The organism is Aeromonas oralensis (assembly GCF_049665575.1).
GTDB classification, from domain to species: Bacteria; Pseudomonadota; Gammaproteobacteria; order Enterobacterales; family Aeromonadaceae; genus Aeromonas; species Aeromonas hydrophila.
Genome location: NZ_CP187186.1, coordinates 2,389,164 through 2,406,285, shown reverse-complemented (window position 1 = coordinate 2,406,285; position 17,122 = coordinate 2,389,164). Strand labels below are relative to the sequence as shown.

Genomic DNA, 17,122 nt, shown 5'->3' with positions numbered 1-17,122 from the left:
CCTTTGTTTACCCTTGAGAAAATGGAGCAGACCAAGATGAGTGAAGAGAAACTGGTATCCATCGCCGTGCTGAAAGCCCGCGCCGGCATGAGAGAGCCGCTGCGCCGCGAGCTGCTCAAGCTCATTGCGCCGACGCGGCGTGAGCCGGGCAACCTGGATTACGTGCTGTTTGAATTGCAGGACGAGCCGGGCACCTTCTACATGCGTGAGGCGTTCATCAATCAGGCCGCGCTGGACAGTCACTGCCAGACTGACTATTTCCAGGCCTTTGCCGCAGAGGCTAAGGCGCTGCTGGCAGAGCCGCTGCGGCTGATTTTTATGAAGGAGGTGAGCCCCACTTAAACTCATCGGGCCCAAGGTTGGCCCGATTTCCATTCATGTTCAGGTACTGCCCTAGACGCGGTCCCACCACGTCATCGCCCCCCTGGTCTGCGTCTCTGCATCCTCTACCGAGAGGTTGAACGGGGGCTTATTGCTCTTGTCCCGCCTGTTTATGTCTGCCGTCTTTTCATCTCCGGATTGTCCGGTAAGATATCCAAATGAAAATCAATGTTGGGGTCGAGCGACATGACCGCCATGGCGGGTGGGTGCTCCGACGAGAGGCGGTCATCAGGTCGGCAAGGGGGTTAAGCCGAGGAGACGGGATGGAGATTGAACTGGCGGGGATAGCGCCAAGTGAGTTTGAACAGCGCTTTGCGGCCCGTCAAGGAGGGGATCTTTCCCTATGTCGAGGCGGTGTTTGGCTGGGATGACGACTTTCAGCGCGAGCGGTTGACCAACGAATATGAGCCGCACTGGTTTTCGTGGATCTTGGCTGAGGGGGAGCGAGTCGGCCTGCTCTGCCGCAAGCCATACGACGATGCGCTACACATTCATCTGTTGATTATCTTCCCCCGTTATCAGGGCCGGCAGCTTGGTTCGGCCCGTCATGGCGCGGCTGCATCGCGAGGCAGCATGTGAAGGGAGGCATAGGGTGACCCTGTCGAGCTTTAGCGCCAATCAGAGGGCGATAGGATTTTATCGGCGCCTCGGTTATCAGGTGGTGGTGGAAGAGCCGGCGTTCGTCTCTTTGTCCCGGCCGGTGACGAGGTAGTCATGGTCTATGTGATGTCGAAAACGCCTGCCGCTGGATTCTGTTTCACGGAGGTAATCAAGGCTGATATATGACAGTGCAATTCAAGCATTTTGACGATGTGCTGGCCCCGGATTTTCTGCCGCTGCTCAACGATGTGACGCTCAGAAAACACCTGATTGATCATCCACGCTTCGATCTGCAAGGGGTTGGGCGCTGGATGGACGTCAAAAGGCGGATCAACCAGCTGCCGGGGTGTCGTGTTCGAGCCGTGTTGATCCATGGGCAGCTGGCAGGGTGGTGCGGGATACAGCCGGATGAGGATGGTGTCGAGCTGGCCATCGTCATCGGTCAGGCCCACTGGGGGACCGGCATCACCATATTCAGAGAGATGATGTGCTGGGCACGGGAGATGGGGCATACCGAGGTCCGCTTTCATCTGCTGGATAGCCGTCCCGCTTATGCGGCACTGGCCCGCAAGGCAAGCCGGGTAGAGAAGACACGCCTCTCCGGGCGGATGTTCACCACCTATTTTCTGTCGGTTGAGAGCTGGTTTGCAGCTTGCTGACGCCAGATCTACTAATTGGCCTGTTTGCCAATGCGTTGAATAACGTGTTTTGACATATCGACACTGCCTTGAGCATCTGTCGTTCAGCCACCGCAAAGTGACAAGGATGGCGATGAATCTCGAGTTCAAAAAAATAAACCTGGATCGTGACTATGAGTTTTGTGTGGCAGCCCGCCGGGACGCTTATGTTTGCAGCTTCCATCGCGATGAGGGATTTGACGAGTTTTGATGGGCTATCGAGAGCGGATGGCGGCGAGGCTGACCAGCCAGGAGTGGCATTATCTGCATGTCTGGCAGGGTGGCGAGATAGTGGGGCAGCTGGAGTTTTGCACTGTCTCAGCCGAACCGGAAACCGGCTACATATATCTGATCTATTTGACGCCCCAGGCTCGTGGTCAAGGCATGGCCGATCTGCTGCTGCAATATATTGGTCGCACCTTGTGGCAGGCTGGCTGCCGGCGAGGGGTGTTGTCGGTCAGCCGTCTCAACCCGCGGGCACTGCGTTGCTATCAGCGCTGCGGGTGGCAATATTCGGGGCCCAATCCCAAGCATGCCGAGACAGACTTCTATGAATATTGGTTGCCAGATCCGCCGTGATCAGTAGCCGTATTTGAACGGGAAAAACAAAGTCCCATGGAGGGGAAAATAGATGGAAGTAAGACAAGTCCGGGTTTCGGATGCAGATAACCTACTGGCCTTGATGAACAGACTCGACAATGAAACAACCTTTATGCTCTATGAGCCGGGTGAGCGCACCACGACAGAGATCGAGCAAGCTCAAATATTGGCCTCGTTTGTCAATGCAGACAACAAAGTCATGCTGGTACTGTCGGAGCATGACGAGATTGCGGGTTTTATTGTCGGCATCGGTCAACCGGCAAATCGCAACAAACATGTACTGTATTGCGTTATCGGCATTCAACTCTCTGCAACTGGGCAGGGCTTTGGCAAAAAAATGATGTCTGCGCTGGAGGCGTGGGCCAGGGCGCATGGCTTTACCCGTATGGAGTTGAGCGTCATGTGTCACAATGCCCGGGCTTGTGCACTATACCGCGCCTGCGGATTCGAGGTGGAAGGCATCAAACGCAATACGATGAGGGTCGATGGTGTATATGTCGATGAATATATGATGGCCAAGCTGATTGAGGGGGTGGCATGAGCAAGATGCAGTGGCAGGTTTCCTTGAACGTCGCTCGGTCGTCAAGGCGTGCGCGCAGTTGGGGGTCGCTTGTGCTGGTGTCGCTGCTGGGCTGGCTGCTGACCATGGCGCCAGTTGATGCCGAGGAGCCGCAGCTCGGCGCCGAGTATCGTCCTCTGGTACAGAAGGTGATCGATGCCGCCAAGGGGCGGGATCCACAGGTCCTTGCCCGTCAGATCAAGTATCCCTTCAATCAGGAGTATCCCATCCCGGTCATCAAGAGCCCGTCCGAGATGGTGGCCCGCTTCGACGAGGTGTTTGATGACGCCATTTTAAACAGCATTGCCAGCTCCCGGGTCGGGCAGGATTGGCAGGCCATGGGCTGGCGCGGCATCATGCTGGGCAGTGGCGAGGTGTGGCTGGATTTTGATGGCAAGGTGATCGGTATGAATCATCAGACGGCGCAGGCAGCCAAATTGAAAGCCGAGCTTATCGCCAGGCAGAAGAGCGATCTGTATCCCAGTGTGCGGGAGTACAAAAGCCCCGCGCTGATGTGGCAGACCGAGAAATTTACCATCCGCATCGACGAGCTGGGTGACGGCCGTTATCGCTATGCCTCCTGGGCGAAGGGCAAGGCGCTCAGCGACAAGCCGGACCTGGTGCTCAGCAATGGCACCGTCAGGGTGGAGGGCACGGGAGGCAACCACACCTATCTATTCACCAGCGGCCCTTACCGCTACGAGTGCGTCGTGACCGTTTTGGGTGAACGGGGCATGCCGCCGGGCGAATTGGTGGTCTATCAGAACGAAGTTGCCATCATGCACCAGCCGGTGATCAAGGTGCTCTGATATCCCTTGATCTGCCCGGAACGTTCAACGCGCGGCCAAGAGCCGCGCTTTTGTTGTCTGCAACGATTATCTGCAACGGCTGACGGCTTCGCTAGCCCTGCGGCACTCGAACCCCCTTGTCGAGGTAGAGGCTGCTGTAGTGGGCACGGTGGGTGACAAACATCACCTGATGACGGCTGCCATCGGAGAGGATGATGAAATCACCGGCCTGGGCGGGAGTGTGCAGGCTGATTTCATGTTCGGGGGCGGTCAGCTTGTCGACCTCCTCCTTGAAGGTGAGGGTGTAAGAATACATAGGGTGCTCCACAACAGGACCTTATACAGACACGCATCAAACGTAGCTGCTGTGGCCCGGATCTGCGGCGCCCAAGCGGCACCCGCGCACCATTTAATTTACCGGCCGCTGCGGGCTCGCTATCTTATGGAAAGCGGCCCGCGGCAAGCGCAGGCCAATCATGTCGGCGACAGTCAGGAGCGAGCGATGACAGAGCGTGAATGGAAACCCGAGTTGGTGCGCATTGCCGCCTTCTCCACCGGTGCCAGGGGGGGCAATCCAGCCGGGGTCTGGCTGGGGCCGCAGCTGCCCGGTGTCGAGGAGATGCAGCGCATCGCCGCCGAAGTGGGCTTTTCGGAGACAGCGTTCGCCGCGCCCTTGCCCACGCCCGCAACGCTGATGGATGAGCAGGCCGGCCCGCGGCAGTGGCGGGTTCGCTATTTCTCTCCCGCCGCCGAGGTGCCGTTTTGTGGGCACGCCACCATTGCCCTCGGGGTGGCGCTGGCCCGCCGGGTTGGTGCCGGCGAGTATCAACTGCAACTCAATCAGGCCACCATCTCGGTCTCGAGCTGGCTGGATGGGGAAGGGGAGTGGCAGGCGGCGCTGCAATCGCCCCCCACCCGCAGCTCACCAGCCCCTGCCGAACTGGTGAGTGCCGCGCTGGCGCTGTTTGGTTATACCCAGGCAGATCTGGATCCCCGCATTCCACCGGCCCTTATTCATGGCGGCGCCGATCATCTGGTGCTGGCGCTCAACAGTCGCGCCGCCCTGGCGGCCATGCACTACCAATTGGCCGAGGGACGGACCCTGATGCAGCAAGCGGGGCTGGTCACCATCTTGCTGGCGTATGCCGCCCGCGAGCAGCTGTTTCATACCCGCAACCCCTTCGCCTATGGTGGCGTGTATGAGGATCCCGCCACCGGCGCCGCCACCGCGGCCTTTGCCGGTTACCTGCGGGATCTGCACTGGCCTCACGGCGGCATCATCGATCTCTTTCAAGGGGAGGATATGGGGATGGCGTCGCATCTGCATGCCGAAATTCCCCCCGAGCCCGGCAGCTCAATCCGGGTATTTGGCCGCGCCCGCCTGATGTGACCGTCAGGCAATGAAAAAAACCGCCAGCTGGCGGTTTTTTACCTTATGTCGAAGATAACCTGAATGGTCGTTTCGGCCTATTGCGAGTCATGCTCCCCAGCCGGGCTCTGCTCTTGATGATCGCTCTGTAGCCAGTGCAGCAGCTGATTAGCCACCTGCGGGCTGCCGAGCAGCGCCATGTGGCTGGTGCGATAGGCAATCATGGTATGGGCGGGGAGAAAGGCGAGCTGGTGGCGTGCCTCGTCATGCAGGCCAAGGGCACTGCACAGGGGCACCAGACCGTCGCCAATCAACCGATCTGCCAGCACGCTGCGTTTGGCCGCCGTGGTGGCTGCAATGGCAAAACAGCGGACTCCGCCGGGCAGGGGCAAGGGGGGCGAGGATCGGCGAAGGGGGAGGACGGTGGATTCCGGGCAGGGGATGAGTCCATCACCTTGCCGTGGCGCAGATCCTTGATGCCGACGCTGCGCAGCTGTGCCAGCCTGACGAATGGCTCGCTGTAGGCCGTCGCCGGCAGCAGTTGTTCCAGCCAGTGGCCGGCGGATTCGAGCGGTGCGCCGTGATGGGGCGTGCCAAGAAACAGCAAATTTTTAAGGTGAGCCGGCCAGGCCTGGGCGGCCAGGTTGGCGCTGTGACAGGCGCTGCGGATCACCAGCCCGCCCATGCTGTAGGCCAGCACGCTGATCTCGCCAAGGCCGCCGGGCCAGTGGATCGCCAGTTGTTCCAGCTGACGGGCCAGTGCTTGACCGTTCTGCACGATGGAGAGGCCCGAGTTGTAGCGCACATAGATGGGCAGGTAACCTAGCTCCTTGGCCAGCATCTCCCCGTGATTGACCGGCGCATCCTGATGCCGGGTCTGCCACTGCAGATCGTTCATGCACAGCCCGTGCACCATCAGCAGCACCCGCCCGCGAGGAGGCAGTTGCGCCGGCAGGGTCTGCCAGCTCAGGGGCCTGCCGAGATAACGCAGGGTCATGGGGGTGGCCAGGGCATTGTGACTCTCGACCAGCTTGTCCCCCATCACGCCATTGAGGGTGGCGAGCAGGGCGGCGCGGCTGGGCGTGTCGGGAATTTGCTGCAAAGGCGGGGCTGGCGGCAGACGGGCAAGCAAGGCATGGATACCGCTGCCCAGCGCGCTGGCGGCGCCATATACCCCCTTGTAGACCAGCCCGGTGATCCCCGCCGTCTTTCCTTCCTCCCGCCCTTTGAAGCCCATGCCGCTCAATACTGCCTGATGGACGGCCTCGGTGAGCTGTATCGTCGCAGGCAGGGCCTGAATGAACAGTCGGGTCAGCTCGCGAATGTCCGCAAGATGCCAGGAGGAGGCGGATTGCGGTGCTGTTGGTTGCGTCATTAAAGCCCCTGTGAAGGTATCGCCGGCCTGCTCCCACCCGGCAGCGGGGCGGCATGCATGACAACCAGCTTGCGCCGTTTACCCTGAGTTTGCCAGTAACGCGCCGGCGGTTCTTGGCGAGAAGGCTAGTGGGTAGCCTCGGTGACCGGCGGGCAGGGCAATCCGCTGGCAGAGGCGCTTATGCATCTGACCATGCAGGGTTGGTGGCTGGAGCAGGAGGTATTGGTACTGGCCTGGGGATGGCAAGCATGGCCATTGAGCGTGACTTGCGACTGATATCGCCATAAAAAAACCGCCATCAGGCGGTTTTTTTATGCTGCCAGCCCTTATTTAAGGCTCTGTCCCAGTTATGTGTTGAAAGGCTAATCTTGAAGTAGGTCATCACCTTGAGGGCCTCCACCATGGATACCCAAGCCTTTCAACACCTACTGTCCCTCTTCCCATTACTCACTTTGCGTCAGCGTCGTCTCGCGCAACATGAACTCACCACCCCTCACCCCATCACCTCGTTGGCCACTCAACTGCCCGCATGCCAATGCTGCCCTCACTGTCAGGCCGAGGCCACACAGTTGGCTCCCTGGGGCTGGTCTCGCGGGCTGCGCCGTTATCGCTGCAAGCAGTGTTTGCGCACCAGTTCCGTTCTCACCAACACGCCTCTCGCCCGACTTCGCAAGCCACAATGCTGGGAAGACTATGCTCAGGCCCTCATCGAAGGTCTGACCGTCCGGCAGGCGGCGATGCGCTGCGGGGTCGGTAAAAACACCGCCTTTCTGTGGCGCCACCGTTTCCTGAAGGCCATGGCTAGCCATCAGGCAGTACGGGAGGAGGGCATCGTCGAGGTTGATGAGACCTTCCTCTTAGAATCCTGCAAAGGCCAGCGCGGATTACCCCGCCCGGCCCGCCATCGTGGAGGCAAAGGCTGTACCCGAGGCACAGGGCCGGATTACATCCCGGTGATGGTGGTGCAAGACAGAGCAGGTCACCTGGCTGACTTCCAGTTGGAGCAGCTGAATGCCAGGGCAGTTAAGGCGGTGCTTGAGCCGCTTATCGCCCCGGATGCCGTCCTGTGCAGCGATGGCGCTGGGGTGTATGCCAGTTTCAGCAAGTCGCAGGGCATGACCCACCAAGTGGTGCACAACCGTGCGGGAGAGCGAGTGGTGGGGGCGTATCACATCCAGCATGTGAATGGTTACCACAGGCGGTTGAAGGAGTGGATGGAACGGTTCCATGGGGTCGCGACCCACTATCTGAGGAATTATCTGGGTTGGCGAAGGATGTTGGAGCGCTATGGGCGGGAAGTGAATATCTCATGTTGCTTGCATGAGGCGCTGGGGCGCCCCATGCAACACGTAATTGGGACATAGCCTTATTTAAGGGCTTTCTTCAGCTTCTTGAGCTTGCTCTCGTGCTTGGCAATTTTCTCAAGGCGGGCGGCAATCTTCTGCTTGATCTCTTTCTTGCTGACTTTGGCCATCTGGCGTGCTCCTTTTGCTGTGATGACACTCACGGTGTCGGGGGTAGGTCAGTCCATGAAACGCCAGAGTGCCACAGGGTTGCTGATGACACCAACCTTTCGCTCAAAATAACGGCAGGCAGCATGCCGGCGTAGAGCCTTGTGTCGCGATGGTCCTAAGCGAGAACAGGGGGGAGTGTTATCGGCAGGCACAAAAAAAGCGCCCCGTGGGGCGCTCTTGCTAGCAGGGCTGAGGGCGATCAGGCCTTTTTCAGGTAGGCGGCGACCAGCACGATCTGCACGCCGTTGACCTTGCCTTCGATGTGCAGCGGGTTGTTGGTGAGGCGGATGCCCTTCACCAGGGTGCCGCGCTTGGCGGTGAAGCCTGCGCCCTTGACGTCCAGATCCTTGATCAGGGTAACCGAGTCACCTTCGACCAATACGGCGCCGTTGGAGTCGACGGTGGGCACGCTGTCGTCATCATCGCTGGCCATGCCCGCTTCGGCCCAGGCCTTGGTCTCTTCTTCCATGTACATCATGTCCAGCATGTCCTGGGCCCAGACCTCGCCTTGAGCGGAGAGGTTCTTCAACTGGCGCCACGCCATGACCTGTACCGCAGGCACCTGGCTCCACATGCTGTCGCCCAGGCAACGCCAGTGGTTGACCACTGTGGTCGCCGGCTGCTCCAGCTGGCCACGGCAGGTGTCGCACAGGGCAACGCTGTGATCATCATCGCTGGCCGGAGAGTGGGGGACCGCGAAAGCAGTCAGCGCCTGTTCGGCACCGCACAGTTCACACTTGGCGCCCGCGCGCGCTTGCAGGATGGCATTGATGGTCATGTTTTGGTTCCATTCACGTTGGTAAAATGGCCCGCGATGGGCAGGCCAAGATAATGAAGGGGCGGAATATACCACAAAACCCCGCTCTTTGTCAGGCTAAGCCCGGTCGTCGGCCCGCTGCCGGCCGTCGGGGGCATCAAAGGAACTTGCTGGCGCAAAGGGATGGCGACGCCGTCAGGACAACGCAGCATAGATGAGAGTGCTTTTTGACGCGGGATCGCTAGAATGAGCCTCCATTTTGACGGCAGAACAGGGGCGCGCGTGCTGGCTCAACGTTTTCAACAACTGGATCGACTGCTGAGCGAAGCCCGGCACTGGTGGCAATACCAACCCTATCATCACCTGGACCTTGCCTTTGCCAAGGCGGCGCCAGCGCTGGCTGAGCTGCTCAATGCCCTGTCGCTAGCTGAGATTGAGCGGCTTGATAGCGACATGCCTGCCTTGTGCGAGCTGCTGGCCCCCTGGATCCCGCAGGGGTCAGCGCTGCATGCCCTGAGCGCGTTGCCGACCCTGACGGCCGAGCCCATCCCGTGCGAGCGGACCATGGCGATGTACATGCCGGGGCGCAAGCAGGCCCAGATTGAAGCCTTCACTGCCTGCCTGCCCGTGCACCGCGGCCCCTATCTGGAATGGTGTGCGGGCAAGGGTCACCTGGGGCGGCTGGTCTCCCTGCACCGTCAAGCCGAGGTGCTGAGCCTGGAGCTGCAGGCACCATTGTGCGAAGAGGGACGCCAGCTGGCTGCTCGCGACGGCGCCCGGATGGCATTTGTCTGTGCCGACGCCTTCGCCGATGAGACCGCCCAGCTGATCGCCCCGGCCCATCACGCCATGGCGCTGCACGCCTGTGGCGAGCTGCACACCCATCTGATTGAACAGGTGGCGGCGCGCGGTGCTGAGGGGGTGACCCTCTCCCCCTGCTGTTATCACCTGATCCGCACCAGCCACTACCGCCCACTCTCCGGCCCGGCCAAGGCCAGTGTGCTGCAGCTTGCCAAGAGCGATCTGAAGTTGCCGCTGCAGGAGACGGTCACCGGTGGCGCCCGCATCGCCCGCCTGCGCGAGCAGGAGGTGGCCTGGCGGCTAGCCTTTGACTGCCTGCAGCGCCAGGTGCGCGGGGTGGATGAGTATCTGCCGGTGCCCAACATGCAAAAGAGCCTGTTGACCGGCACTTTTGAGGATTTCTGTGGCTGGGCCGCCGAGCGAAAGGGGCTGGTGTTGCCGGCCGGCCTCGACTACGCCGGGTTTTTAGCAAAGGGGGAGGCGCGCTATGGCGATGTCGCCCGCATGGAGCTGGTGCGTCACCTGTTTCGTCGCCCGCTGGAACTCTGGCTGGTGCTGGATCGTGCCCTCTTCCTGCAAGAGCAGGGGTACCGGGTGGAGGTGGGAGAGTTTTGCGACAAGCCCATGACCCCCCGCAATATCCTGATCCGTGCGGTGAAAGCACAACCCTGAATCGATAAACTACCCTCTTGTTACCAATGTTTTAAATGACTGACAAGATCTCCATGTCAGTCATTTTTTATATCTAAATCTAGTAATAACTAGACTTTTATAGATAGAGTTAGTCAGCAATACGGCACAAACGTAAACTAATTTTTATTGGTGTTTATATCTAGAACAACCCAGCACTTCGGTCATCGCAATGGTATTAATGCGATGCCGTGATATAGAAGGAGTGGGGGGTGTCAATAATGGTTTGGTCGATTTTTGATATTAACCCTATATCTATTGCTTCATCAGGAGTAAAGGTGGCTCTATTGGATTCACTATATAGAAAGTTTTCAATCCTTTCATGGCTTAGGCGTGTACAGCGTTGATATGCTTTCCTAAACATGTCATTGAACCGGGTCACTTCCTGACCCAACTCTTTAATATTGTTGGGGCGTACATCCCCTTCATAATGGGTGTAAGAAGGATGAAGATAAATGCTGCCTTCAGGCAAGGCTCGACGGTCTTTAGCTGCACAGAGCATGAGCGTGGCAGAAGAACCAATCGTTGACATAGCTATGGTGGTCACTGGTTTCTTGGAGCTTCTGATCGCGGCAGCGGCCATCAACCCAGAGTCCATATCACCACCGTAGCTATTAATATATAAGTAGATTTTGGTTATATCCTTATTATTGTTTATATCGTCAATAGCATTGATTAGCGTTGAGACGGTCGGTACTTCCATATCTGCACTATAGAATATTTTCGCAGTCTGACCTGGATCTGGTGCTGCGATGACGCAAGACGCGAACATTGATACAATTGGCAGTGAAAACTTACTCATCATATAACCAATTCCTCTGCTGTAGGTAGAATATTGACAGCTCACTCATCTAATCTTTTATTAGAAATATGATACTACCACGATACTCAAAAATAAAACACTTATCTCATTGACTTGGGAGATGTAAGCAGCCTTATAACCATAAGGCCTGATTGGGTTGGTGTTTTCAGTTACATCATATTGTGAGCGTCATTTCTTGTCGGGAATACCTACGTAAGTTCCCTTTAAAATTGAGCCACCTGCCCTGATGAAGCAACTTTGCTACATCGAGCTAAGCAAACTCAAACAATTTTCGAGATATTCTGCAGTTGATGACTTTGCTCGCTTTATCCACCCGACTATAGACATACTGTTGCTGATGCCATCTTTCCTCGCATGAGGAATAACTTTCGTCCCCGTAGTCATGACCATGGCGTTGTTACCCAAATCGATACAGCTTGGATGGAACTCACTAGGGAGGGGTGACCTGATCACCACCAGCCCGCTTCTAGTTCGCATCATGGGCATGTCGCTTCCTCCCATCACTAATTGGCCTAAATACAACAAGTCTTTGTTAACAATGGCTTACTCACCTTCCGGATTGATGCCGAAGTCATGAACAGCTGGTTCCACCATAACTATCACGGACGGCGGAGCCGCAGTCAGCTTTACACTGACCAGACCATTTCTACCTTGATGCTCAAGGGAATGTTCAGTCTCACTTTGCTGGCAACTCAAGAGCGGCTCGACTTTTTGTTCGAGCTGATAAACGTACCGCTTTGTGCCTCCGATTACCGTTGTGTTAGCAAGCGGCCCCGTACTATGAGCATACCGGCAGCCCTGAAAGGAACACATCACCGACCTGGTTATCGACTTGATCGGCCTGAAAGTGTTTGTTGAAGGCGAGTGGAAAGTCAGGAAACATGGCGTTGTAAAGCGGCGAATCTGGCGCAAGTTGGATCTGGTTGTGGACCCGGTGACTCACGATATTGATGGTGGTTGACAAGCTGATCATGGCAGTCATTTTTTCATCTCGAATAATGAGCTGATGGCAGACTACCTAGCCGTCTCAGCTGTTCCAAGAATGGGCGATAGATCACATTTAATGTTTTCGTTTGGATTCTTTTTCTTTGTTTAAGCTGAGCTGGACATCACAAAGTGAATTGGCTCACAGTTCCGATAATATTCTTAATTTTCATCGTGAATTTAGTGACCTGTAGGATTATTCTCGAAACGACTCTTATCCCGACGTTATTCTGACACAAGGACTGTCTGTTATGTTCAAGCCTACACATTGTGCCTGGCTGGTTGCGGCTGCCTGCGCATTGCCAAGTTATGCCATGAATATTCAACCCGACCCGCAAAATGCCGGCGGATATATAATTTCCGCCCCGGATCTAGCTGCGGTTGAAAAAACCAAGACGGCCAATCCCATGTACGGGATTTGGGCAAAGGCGTTGGCGACACGGCCCAATACCATTGTCGATGCCATCAAACCAAGGGCAGCCAGCAATCCGGATAACGTCAAACGGGTCGAGCGGGTATTCACCGAATCGGATTGGGATTATTTAACCCAGATGGCGGCGCCGGAATATACCTATGAGCGCTTCTTGCGGGCGGTCGGGAAATTCCCGGCTTTTTGCGGCGAATATACCGATGGCCGCGATGCCGATGCCATCTGCAAAAAATCCATCATCACCGCCTTTGCCCATTTCGCCCAGGAGACCGGCGGCCACATTGCCAAGGAGAATATCTCCGACAATCCGCTGGCGCTGGAGGAGTGGCAGCAGGCGCTGGTGCACGTGCGCGAGATGGGCTGGTCGGAGGGGCAGACCGGCTACACCACCGGTTGCGGCCAGAACGACTGGCAGAACAAGAAGTGGCCCTGCAGCACAGGCCAGGGTTATTTCGGCCGCGGCGCCAAGCAGCTCTCCTATCACTTCAACTACGGTGCCTTCTCCGAGGCGATGTTTGACGGCGATGCGTCCGTGCTGCTGAACAACCCCGGGTTGGTGGCGGACTCCTGGCTCAACCTCGCCTCCGCCATCTGGTTCTTCCTGACTCCGCAGGCACCCAAACCCGCCATGTTGCACGTGATTGATCGCACCTGGGTGCCCTCCCAGCGCGAGATCGCCGCCGGCATCGGCTACGGCTTCGGTACCACCATCAACGTCATCAATGGCGGCATCGAGTGCGGCGAGCAGAACAAGAACAAGGGCCAGCCGGTCAACCGCATCCGCTACTGGGAAGGGCTGGCCGAGCACTATCAGATCCCCGTCAAGGCCGACGAGAAGAACACCTGCTGGCAGCAGACCCCCTATGGCAGCCTCAACCTCAACGGCGCCACCGATGTGCTCTACACCAACTGGGACGGCAACTGGAAATACTATCCGGATCGGCCCGGCGGCTACTCGTTCGAATGTGAGCTGGTGGGGTTCCAGACAGCCTACTCGGCACTGGTGCCGGGGGATTACGAGAAGTGCGTGACCAACTTCTACGGCTCCCACGCCAACTGGCCCAAGGTGCGGGTAGTGGCCAAGCTGGATCCTGCGCCGGTTGATCCGACCGATCCCCCTGTGGGGGATGTAGCCGCCTGGAGCGCCAGCAAGGTCTACACGGCGGGCAACAAGGTGAGCTACAAGGGCGCCATCTATCAGGCCAAGTGGTGGACCCAGGGTAATGAACCGGGCAAGGGTGATCCCTGGGTGCTGGTGCCGGCAAAATAGCGTAAAGCGGCTTAATCAATAAACTCGGCAATGGATCACATCTCTCTTGCCAAGTCGGGGGACATATTGTCCCCCTTTTCGATATCCGGCCTGTAAAAATAAAGCCAGTGTTTAATTGGGTGGGTGCGGTGCTGGATGTTTATCAGCGTATAAGCGTGCTCGGTGATAAAAATATCCGATAACAATGGGTGAGGGGGTATAGTCAGTCGAAATATCGCTCTGATCCTTTTGTTAATTTGGGGCGTGTGCCGTTGAATAATATTTCTTGTGGCCGGTGTTGGTGACAGCGAACCGTTATTACGTTACCGCCTTCTTTCGCCAGGCATCCATCGCCAGAATATTCATTTTTATCAAAGCAGGCATGCTCAATGGTTGGAAAACATTGGTCATTACCCTGCAATGGGGTATCACTATGCCGATGAGTGCAAATCAGAGGAGACTTCATGTTCAATATTGCCATGCATTTTGAAATCCCGGTGACGGATATGGCGCGTGCCACGGCGTTTTACCGCCGTGTGTTTGGCATCGAGTTTGAGTTGATCCAGATTGATGGCAACGAGATGGCGCTGTTCCCGCTGACATAAGGGGTGGAGGGGTGCTCCGGCGCCTTAGCCAAAGGGGAGAGCTATGTGCCCAGTATCGACGGCACGCGGATCTATCTCGCGGTCAGCGAGATTGAGCGGGTGATGGTGACGGCCCAGGAGGCCGGGGCCAGACTGCTCTACCCGGTGACAAAGGTCGGGGAGGGCATCAAGGTGGCCGAGTTTCAGGACCTGGAAGGCAACCGGATTGCATTGCAGGAGCGCTGGCCGCCGACCTCGTGAGTCATCCCGCAGCCGGTTTTGTGATGGGGGCGGTGGCCGACGAGGGCGCAACATGGTACTCATCTGATCCGGCAGTGGCTGCAATGGCGCGGTCACGTCAGCAACGGCAAGCGACAACAAGACACAAGGAGGAGTGATGAAGGGACGTTGTCTGTGCGGCGGGATTGAGGTCTCGGCCAGCGATCACCAGGAGGTGGGGTTGTGTCACTGCAGCACCTGTCGACGCTGGTCCGGCGGCCCCCTGTTTGCGGTGCACTGTGGCAAGGAGGTGCGCTTTCGCGGGCTCACCCCGGTGGCCTATCGCTCCTCGGAGTGGGCGGAGCGAGGATTTTGCCCCACCTGCGGTACCCACCTTTTCTATCACCTGTTGCCGACGGATGAGTACATAGTGCCGGCCGGCCTGTTTCAGAGCGAATCCTTCCAGCTGGCGAGCCAGATCTTCATCGATGAAAAGCCCGATTTCTACGAGCTGAAAAACGAGACACCGACCCTGACCGGTCAGCAGGTGTTCGAGCAGTTTGCCCCCAAGTCGTGAGAACAGGCAGCGCGAGCATCGGCCGCAATCAAAGGAACAGACAATGCAACTGGTGGTGATGCGCCACGGGCAAACCCCGGCCAATGCCGAGGGGCGCTATCAGGGGGCGCTGGATATCGGTCTGAGCGACACTGGGGTGGCCCAGATCAGGGTGCAGGCAAGGGCGCTGGCCTTGGCGCAGGCTCCGTTTCAGCGGCTGCTGAGCTCCTCCTTGCTGCGGGCACGTCAAAGCGCGGCCCTGGTGGCGGACGAGCTGGGGTTGCCGGTGACGCTCGCCCCCGCTTTTCGTGAGCGCCATGTCGGGGTGTTCGAAGGACTGACCCAGCAAGAGGCGAGGGAGCGTTACCCTGCGCTGTGGGCACGCAACATCACCCGCCGCTGGGCCGAGGCGCCGCCTGGCGGCGAATCGCTGGACGAAGTCATTGCCCGGGTGGGGCTGGGGCTGGCGGAACTGGCGCAGAGCTGCCGTCAAGAAAGGGTGTTGCTGGTTGCGCACGGCGTGGTGGCCAAGGTGATCCGGGCGCTGACCGTGGCGGGATTTGACGACTTCTTCGAGTGGCAGCTGGCCAACGGGGCCGTGCTGGAGGTGTCGCTTGCATGTGGCGACGCTGGCGGGCCGCTGGGTATCTTTGCCAGACCGGACCTTGTTAACATGGCGCTACGGCCTTGAATTGAGCCGGAAGCGGCAGGCCTGCTGAGTGGTTTCTCAGGCCTGACGTGTATTGTCTGTCAGGGGGAATCTGGCAGTGCCTTCCTTGAGCAGTTGCGCCCCTGTTTCTTGGCCAGATAGAGGGCGGTATCGGCCCGGCGTACCATGCGCTCCACCGTATCCTGCGGGCCCAGGCTGGCACTGATGCCGACGCTGATGGTGAGCGATACCTCGGTGCCTGCGCCGAGCTGATGCAGCTGCGACTCGACGGCGAGGCGGATCCGCTCCGCACTGGCCCAGGCCAGCTCCAGCGAGGTTTCCGGCAGCAGCACGATGAACTCCTCGCCGCCCCAGCGGCCCAGCATGTCCACTTCCCGCAGTTGTTTGGCGACCCGTCTTACCAGGCTGAGAATGGCCTGATCCCCTTGCTGATGGCCATAGGTGTCGTTGATCTGCTTGAAATGATCGATGTCGATCAGCAGCAGGCTCATGGTGTGGCCGAAGCGCTGACAGCGCTGCATCTCCAGCTTGACCAACTCGTCGAAGCGGCGCCGGTTGGCGATCCCGGTGAGGGGATCCGTGGTGGCCGCCACCTTGAGCTCCTCCACCAGCCGGGCCCGCTCTGAGATATCCCGCAGGATGGCGGTCATCTCGGTGGTCTGACCCAGGTTGATCTTGGCGATGGTCACCTCCAGCGGAAACTCGCTGCCGTCGCGGCGCAGCCCCATCACGGAGGCGCGGGCATGCATGGGGCGCGAGTTGATGGGGGAGTTGCTGAAGGCCTTGAAGTAGCCGTCGTGGTTGGCCCGAAAGCGCTGAGGTAGCAGGGTCTCGAGCCGTTTGCCGAGGTAGCTCTCGTCCACCCCGAACATCTCGCAGGCGGCGGTGTTGATAAGTTCGATACGCGACTCGCTGCTGACGCTGATGATGCCGTCGTAGGCGGAGTTGACCACCGCCTCGAAGCGCTTGCGGCTCATCTTGAGCGCCTCCTCCAGCTGCTTTTTGGCAGTGATGTCGATGGCGGTGACTATTATGCGGGTGATGCGTGACTGCTCGGGAATGATGGGGGAGATGACAAAACGCCACCAGCTGGTGCGCGACAGGGTGTCGATGGGCAGTTCGCTCTCGAGCCCCGTCTGCTGGCTCACGCACTCATGCATCGGCTGCTCGATGCTGCCGGTGATGTAGCGGGGAAACATTTCGTTCAGGCGCTTGCCGATGCTGCCCAGCACGTCCAGCTCGAAGGCCTGGGCAAAGGTGTCGTTGGCGGAGACCAGGGTAAAGCGATCGTCGTCATCGAGGGAAAACACCGCAACGGCGGCACCGATGGCATCGAGAGACGACTTGATGTCGGCATGGGAACCCTGTGTGAACATGCAACCTCCATGGCGAATAACGTATTGATATTCAGTATAGTGCGGCCGTTTTTGATCCTTGTCCCGTAGACAGAAGGAACGCCTTGCCACTGGATTGGCGATGGTCAGTCCTGCCAGATG

The 17,122-nt window shown here is 58.3% G+C and carries 16 protein-coding genes and 4 pseudogenes; 15 read left to right on the top strand and 5 right to left on the bottom strand.

The genetic code is table 11. The annotated features are described in order from the left end of the window. Nucleotides 1–21: 21 nt before the first annotated feature. From ACPDZI_RS11300 to ACPDZI_RS11275, 6 genes and pseudogenes are all read left to right on the top strand, one after another. Nucleotides 22–342 (top strand): putative quinol monooxygenase, encoded by a 321-nt coding sequence (locus ACPDZI_RS11300; protein WP_241416188.1) that lies wholly within the window; start codon nucleotides 22–24, stop codon nucleotides 340–342. Nucleotides 343–644: 302 nt separating this feature from the next. Further along, nucleotides 645–1,093: pseudogene (locus ACPDZI_RS11295) on the top strand (GNAT family N-acetyltransferase). A gap of 70 nt (nucleotides 1,094–1,163) precedes the next feature. After that, on the top strand, nucleotides 1,164–1,640 hold the full coding sequence (locus tag ACPDZI_RS11290) for a GNAT family N-acetyltransferase (RefSeq protein WP_408798202.1): 477 nt from the start codon (nucleotides 1,164–1,166) through the stop codon (nucleotides 1,638–1,640). A gap of 112 nt (nucleotides 1,641–1,752) precedes the next feature. Continuing rightward, nucleotides 1,753–2,237, top strand: a pseudogene (locus ACPDZI_RS11285) (GNAT family N-acetyltransferase). 52 nt (nucleotides 2,238–2,289) lie between these two features. Further along, nucleotides 2,290–2,799, top strand: a complete 510-nt coding sequence (locus ACPDZI_RS11280; RefSeq protein WP_438833132.1) for a GNAT family N-acetyltransferase — start codon at nucleotides 2,290–2,292, stop codon at nucleotides 2,797–2,799. Next, the gene (locus ACPDZI_RS11275) at nucleotides 2,796–3,626 is read left to right on the top strand and encodes a hypothetical protein (protein WP_438833131.1); all 831 of its coding nucleotides are present in this window, start codon (nucleotides 2,796–2,798) and stop codon (nucleotides 3,624–3,626) included. Before ACPDZI_RS11280 ends, ACPDZI_RS11275 begins: the two co-directional genes overlap by 4 nt. Nucleotides 3,627–3,717: 91 nt before the next feature. Here the strand turns inward: ACPDZI_RS11275 and ACPDZI_RS11270 are convergent, their stop codons facing one another. Beyond that, nucleotides 3,718–3,921 carry a hypothetical protein gene (locus tag ACPDZI_RS11270; RefSeq protein ID WP_024946319.1) on the bottom strand — a complete coding sequence of 68 codons (204 nt, stop codon included), beginning with the start codon at nucleotides 3,919–3,921 and terminating at the stop codon, nucleotides 3,718–3,720. Between the two features lie 186 nt (nucleotides 3,922–4,107). On the opposite strand from ACPDZI_RS11270, the gene ACPDZI_RS11265 reads away from it, so the two are divergent. Continuing rightward, nucleotides 4,108–4,995, top strand: coding sequence for a PhzF family phenazine biosynthesis protein (locus tag ACPDZI_RS11265; protein ID WP_429042871.1), 888 nt, complete (start codon nucleotides 4,108–4,110; stop codon nucleotides 4,993–4,995). Between the two features lie 77 nt (nucleotides 4,996–5,072). Here the strand turns inward: ACPDZI_RS11265 and ACPDZI_RS11260 are convergent. Further along, nucleotides 5,073–6,349 (bottom strand): annotated as a pseudogene (locus ACPDZI_RS11260) (esterase/lipase family protein). Between the two features lie 401 nt (nucleotides 6,350–6,750). On the opposite strand from ACPDZI_RS11260, the gene ACPDZI_RS11255 reads away from it, so the two are divergent. Beyond that, nucleotides 6,751–7,713: an IS1595 family transposase gene (locus tag ACPDZI_RS11255; protein WP_438833130.1), complete on the top strand. Its 963-nt coding sequence runs from the start codon at nucleotides 6,751–6,753 to the stop codon at nucleotides 7,711–7,713. 349 nt (nucleotides 7,714–8,062) lie between these two features. On the opposite strand, the gene ACPDZI_RS11250 is transcribed toward ACPDZI_RS11255, so the two are convergent. Beyond that, entirely contained in the window at nucleotides 8,063–8,641 is a 579-nt protein-coding gene (locus ACPDZI_RS11250; protein ID WP_016350625.1) for a PhnA domain-containing protein, read from the bottom strand. Nucleotides 8,642–8,866: 225 nt separating this feature from the next. On the opposite strand from ACPDZI_RS11250, the gene ACPDZI_RS11245 reads away from it, so the two are divergent. Beyond that, nucleotides 8,867–10,093 carry a methyltransferase gene (locus ACPDZI_RS11245; RefSeq protein WP_076360820.1) on the top strand — a complete coding sequence of 409 codons (1,227 nt, stop codon included), beginning with the start codon at nucleotides 8,867–8,869 and terminating at the stop codon, nucleotides 10,091–10,093. A gap of 196 nt (nucleotides 10,094–10,289) precedes the next feature. Here ACPDZI_RS11245 and ACPDZI_RS11240 read toward each other — a convergent pair whose 3' ends face one another. Next, the gene (locus ACPDZI_RS11240; RefSeq protein WP_438833129.1) at nucleotides 10,290–10,916 is read right to left on the bottom strand and encodes an ATP-dependent Clp protease proteolytic subunit; all 627 of its coding nucleotides are present in this window, start codon (nucleotides 10,914–10,916) and stop codon (nucleotides 10,290–10,292) included. Nucleotides 10,917–11,412: 496 nt separating this feature from the next. Here ACPDZI_RS11240 and ACPDZI_RS11235 point away from each other — a divergent pair. From ACPDZI_RS11235 to ACPDZI_RS11210, 6 genes and pseudogenes are all read left to right on the top strand, one after another. Next, nucleotides 11,413–11,883 (top strand): annotated as a pseudogene (locus tag ACPDZI_RS11235) (transposase); the annotation flags it as partial. Between the two features lie 286 nt (nucleotides 11,884–12,169). Continuing rightward, nucleotides 12,170–13,618: a chitinase gene (locus tag ACPDZI_RS11230; RefSeq protein ID WP_146062653.1), complete on the top strand. Its 1,449-nt coding sequence runs from the start codon at nucleotides 12,170–12,172 to the stop codon at nucleotides 13,616–13,618. Nucleotides 13,619–14,061: 443 nt separating this feature from the next. Then, complete coding sequence (locus ACPDZI_RS11225) at nucleotides 14,062–14,202, top strand: VOC family protein (RefSeq protein ID WP_438834541.1); 141 nt, start codon at nucleotides 14,062–14,064, stop codon at nucleotides 14,200–14,202. 45 nt (nucleotides 14,203–14,247) lie between these two features. After that, nucleotides 14,248–14,442, top strand: coding sequence for a VOC family protein (locus ACPDZI_RS11220; RefSeq protein WP_438834540.1), 195 nt, complete (start codon nucleotides 14,248–14,250; stop codon nucleotides 14,440–14,442). A 136-nt stretch (nucleotides 14,443–14,578) separates the two neighbouring features. Further along, nucleotides 14,579–14,977, top strand: coding sequence for a GFA family protein (locus tag ACPDZI_RS11215; protein WP_438834539.1), 399 nt, complete (start codon nucleotides 14,579–14,581; stop codon nucleotides 14,975–14,977). Between the two features lie 43 nt (nucleotides 14,978–15,020). Then, on the top strand, nucleotides 15,021–15,647 hold the full coding sequence (locus ACPDZI_RS11210; RefSeq protein ID WP_438834538.1) for a histidine phosphatase family protein: 627 nt from the start codon (nucleotides 15,021–15,023) through the stop codon (nucleotides 15,645–15,647). A gap of 59 nt (nucleotides 15,648–15,706) precedes the next feature. On the opposite strand, the gene ACPDZI_RS11205 is transcribed toward ACPDZI_RS11210, so the two are convergent. Then, nucleotides 15,707–17,002, bottom strand: coding sequence for a sensor domain-containing diguanylate cyclase (locus tag ACPDZI_RS11205; RefSeq protein WP_168967586.1), 1,296 nt, complete (start codon nucleotides 17,000–17,002; stop codon nucleotides 15,707–15,709). Nucleotides 17,003–17,122: the final 120 nt, after the last annotated feature.

Excerpts from the sequence above, each read along its gene's own strand:
- ACPDZI_RS11205 (WP_168967586.1), bottom strand. The coding sequence starts at position 17,002 with ATGTTCACACAGGGTTCCCATGCCGACATCAAGTCGTCTCTCGATGCC.
- ACPDZI_RS11275 (WP_438833131.1), top strand. The coding sequence starts at position 2,796 with ATGAGCAAGATGCAGTGGCAGGTTTCCTTGAACGTCGCTCGGTCGTCA.
- ACPDZI_RS11290 (WP_408798202.1), top strand. The coding sequence starts at position 1,164 with ATGACAGTGCAATTCAAGCATTTTGACGATGTGCTGGCCCCGGATTTT.
- ACPDZI_RS11270 (WP_024946319.1), bottom strand. The coding sequence starts at position 3,921 with ATGTATTCTTACACCCTCACCTTCAAGGAGGAGGTCGACAAGCTGACC.
- ACPDZI_RS11240 (WP_438833129.1), bottom strand. The coding sequence starts at position 10,916 with ATGATGAGTAAGTTTTCACTGCCAATTGTATCAATGTTCGCGTCTTGC.
- ACPDZI_RS11215 (WP_438834539.1), top strand. The coding sequence starts at position 14,579 with ATGAAGGGACGTTGTCTGTGCGGCGGGATTGAGGTCTCGGCCAGCGAT.
- ACPDZI_RS11280 (WP_438833132.1), top strand. The coding sequence starts at position 2,290 with ATGGAAGTAAGACAAGTCCGGGTTTCGGATGCAGATAACCTACTGGCC.
- ACPDZI_RS11265 (WP_429042871.1), top strand. The coding sequence starts at position 4,108 with ATGACAGAGCGTGAATGGAAACCCGAGTTGGTGCGCATTGCCGCCTTC.
- ACPDZI_RS11210 (WP_438834538.1), top strand. The coding sequence starts at position 15,021 with ATGCAACTGGTGGTGATGCGCCACGGGCAAACCCCGGCCAATGCCGAG.
- ACPDZI_RS11255 (WP_438833130.1), top strand. The coding sequence starts at position 6,751 with ATGGATACCCAAGCCTTTCAACACCTACTGTCCCTCTTCCCATTACTC.
- ACPDZI_RS11230 (WP_146062653.1), top strand. The coding sequence starts at position 12,170 with ATGTTCAAGCCTACACATTGTGCCTGGCTGGTTGCGGCTGCCTGCGCA.
- ACPDZI_RS11300 (WP_241416188.1), top strand. The coding sequence starts at position 22 with ATGGAGCAGACCAAGATGAGTGAAGAGAAACTGGTATCCATCGCCGTG.
- ACPDZI_RS11250 (WP_016350625.1), bottom strand. The coding sequence starts at position 8,641 with ATGACCATCAATGCCATCCTGCAAGCGCGCGCGGGCGCCAAGTGTGAA.
- ACPDZI_RS11225 (WP_438834541.1), top strand. The coding sequence starts at position 14,062 with ATGTTCAATATTGCCATGCATTTTGAAATCCCGGTGACGGATATGGCG.
- ACPDZI_RS11245 (WP_076360820.1), top strand. The coding sequence starts at position 8,867 with ATGAGCCTCCATTTTGACGGCAGAACAGGGGCGCGCGTGCTGGCTCAA.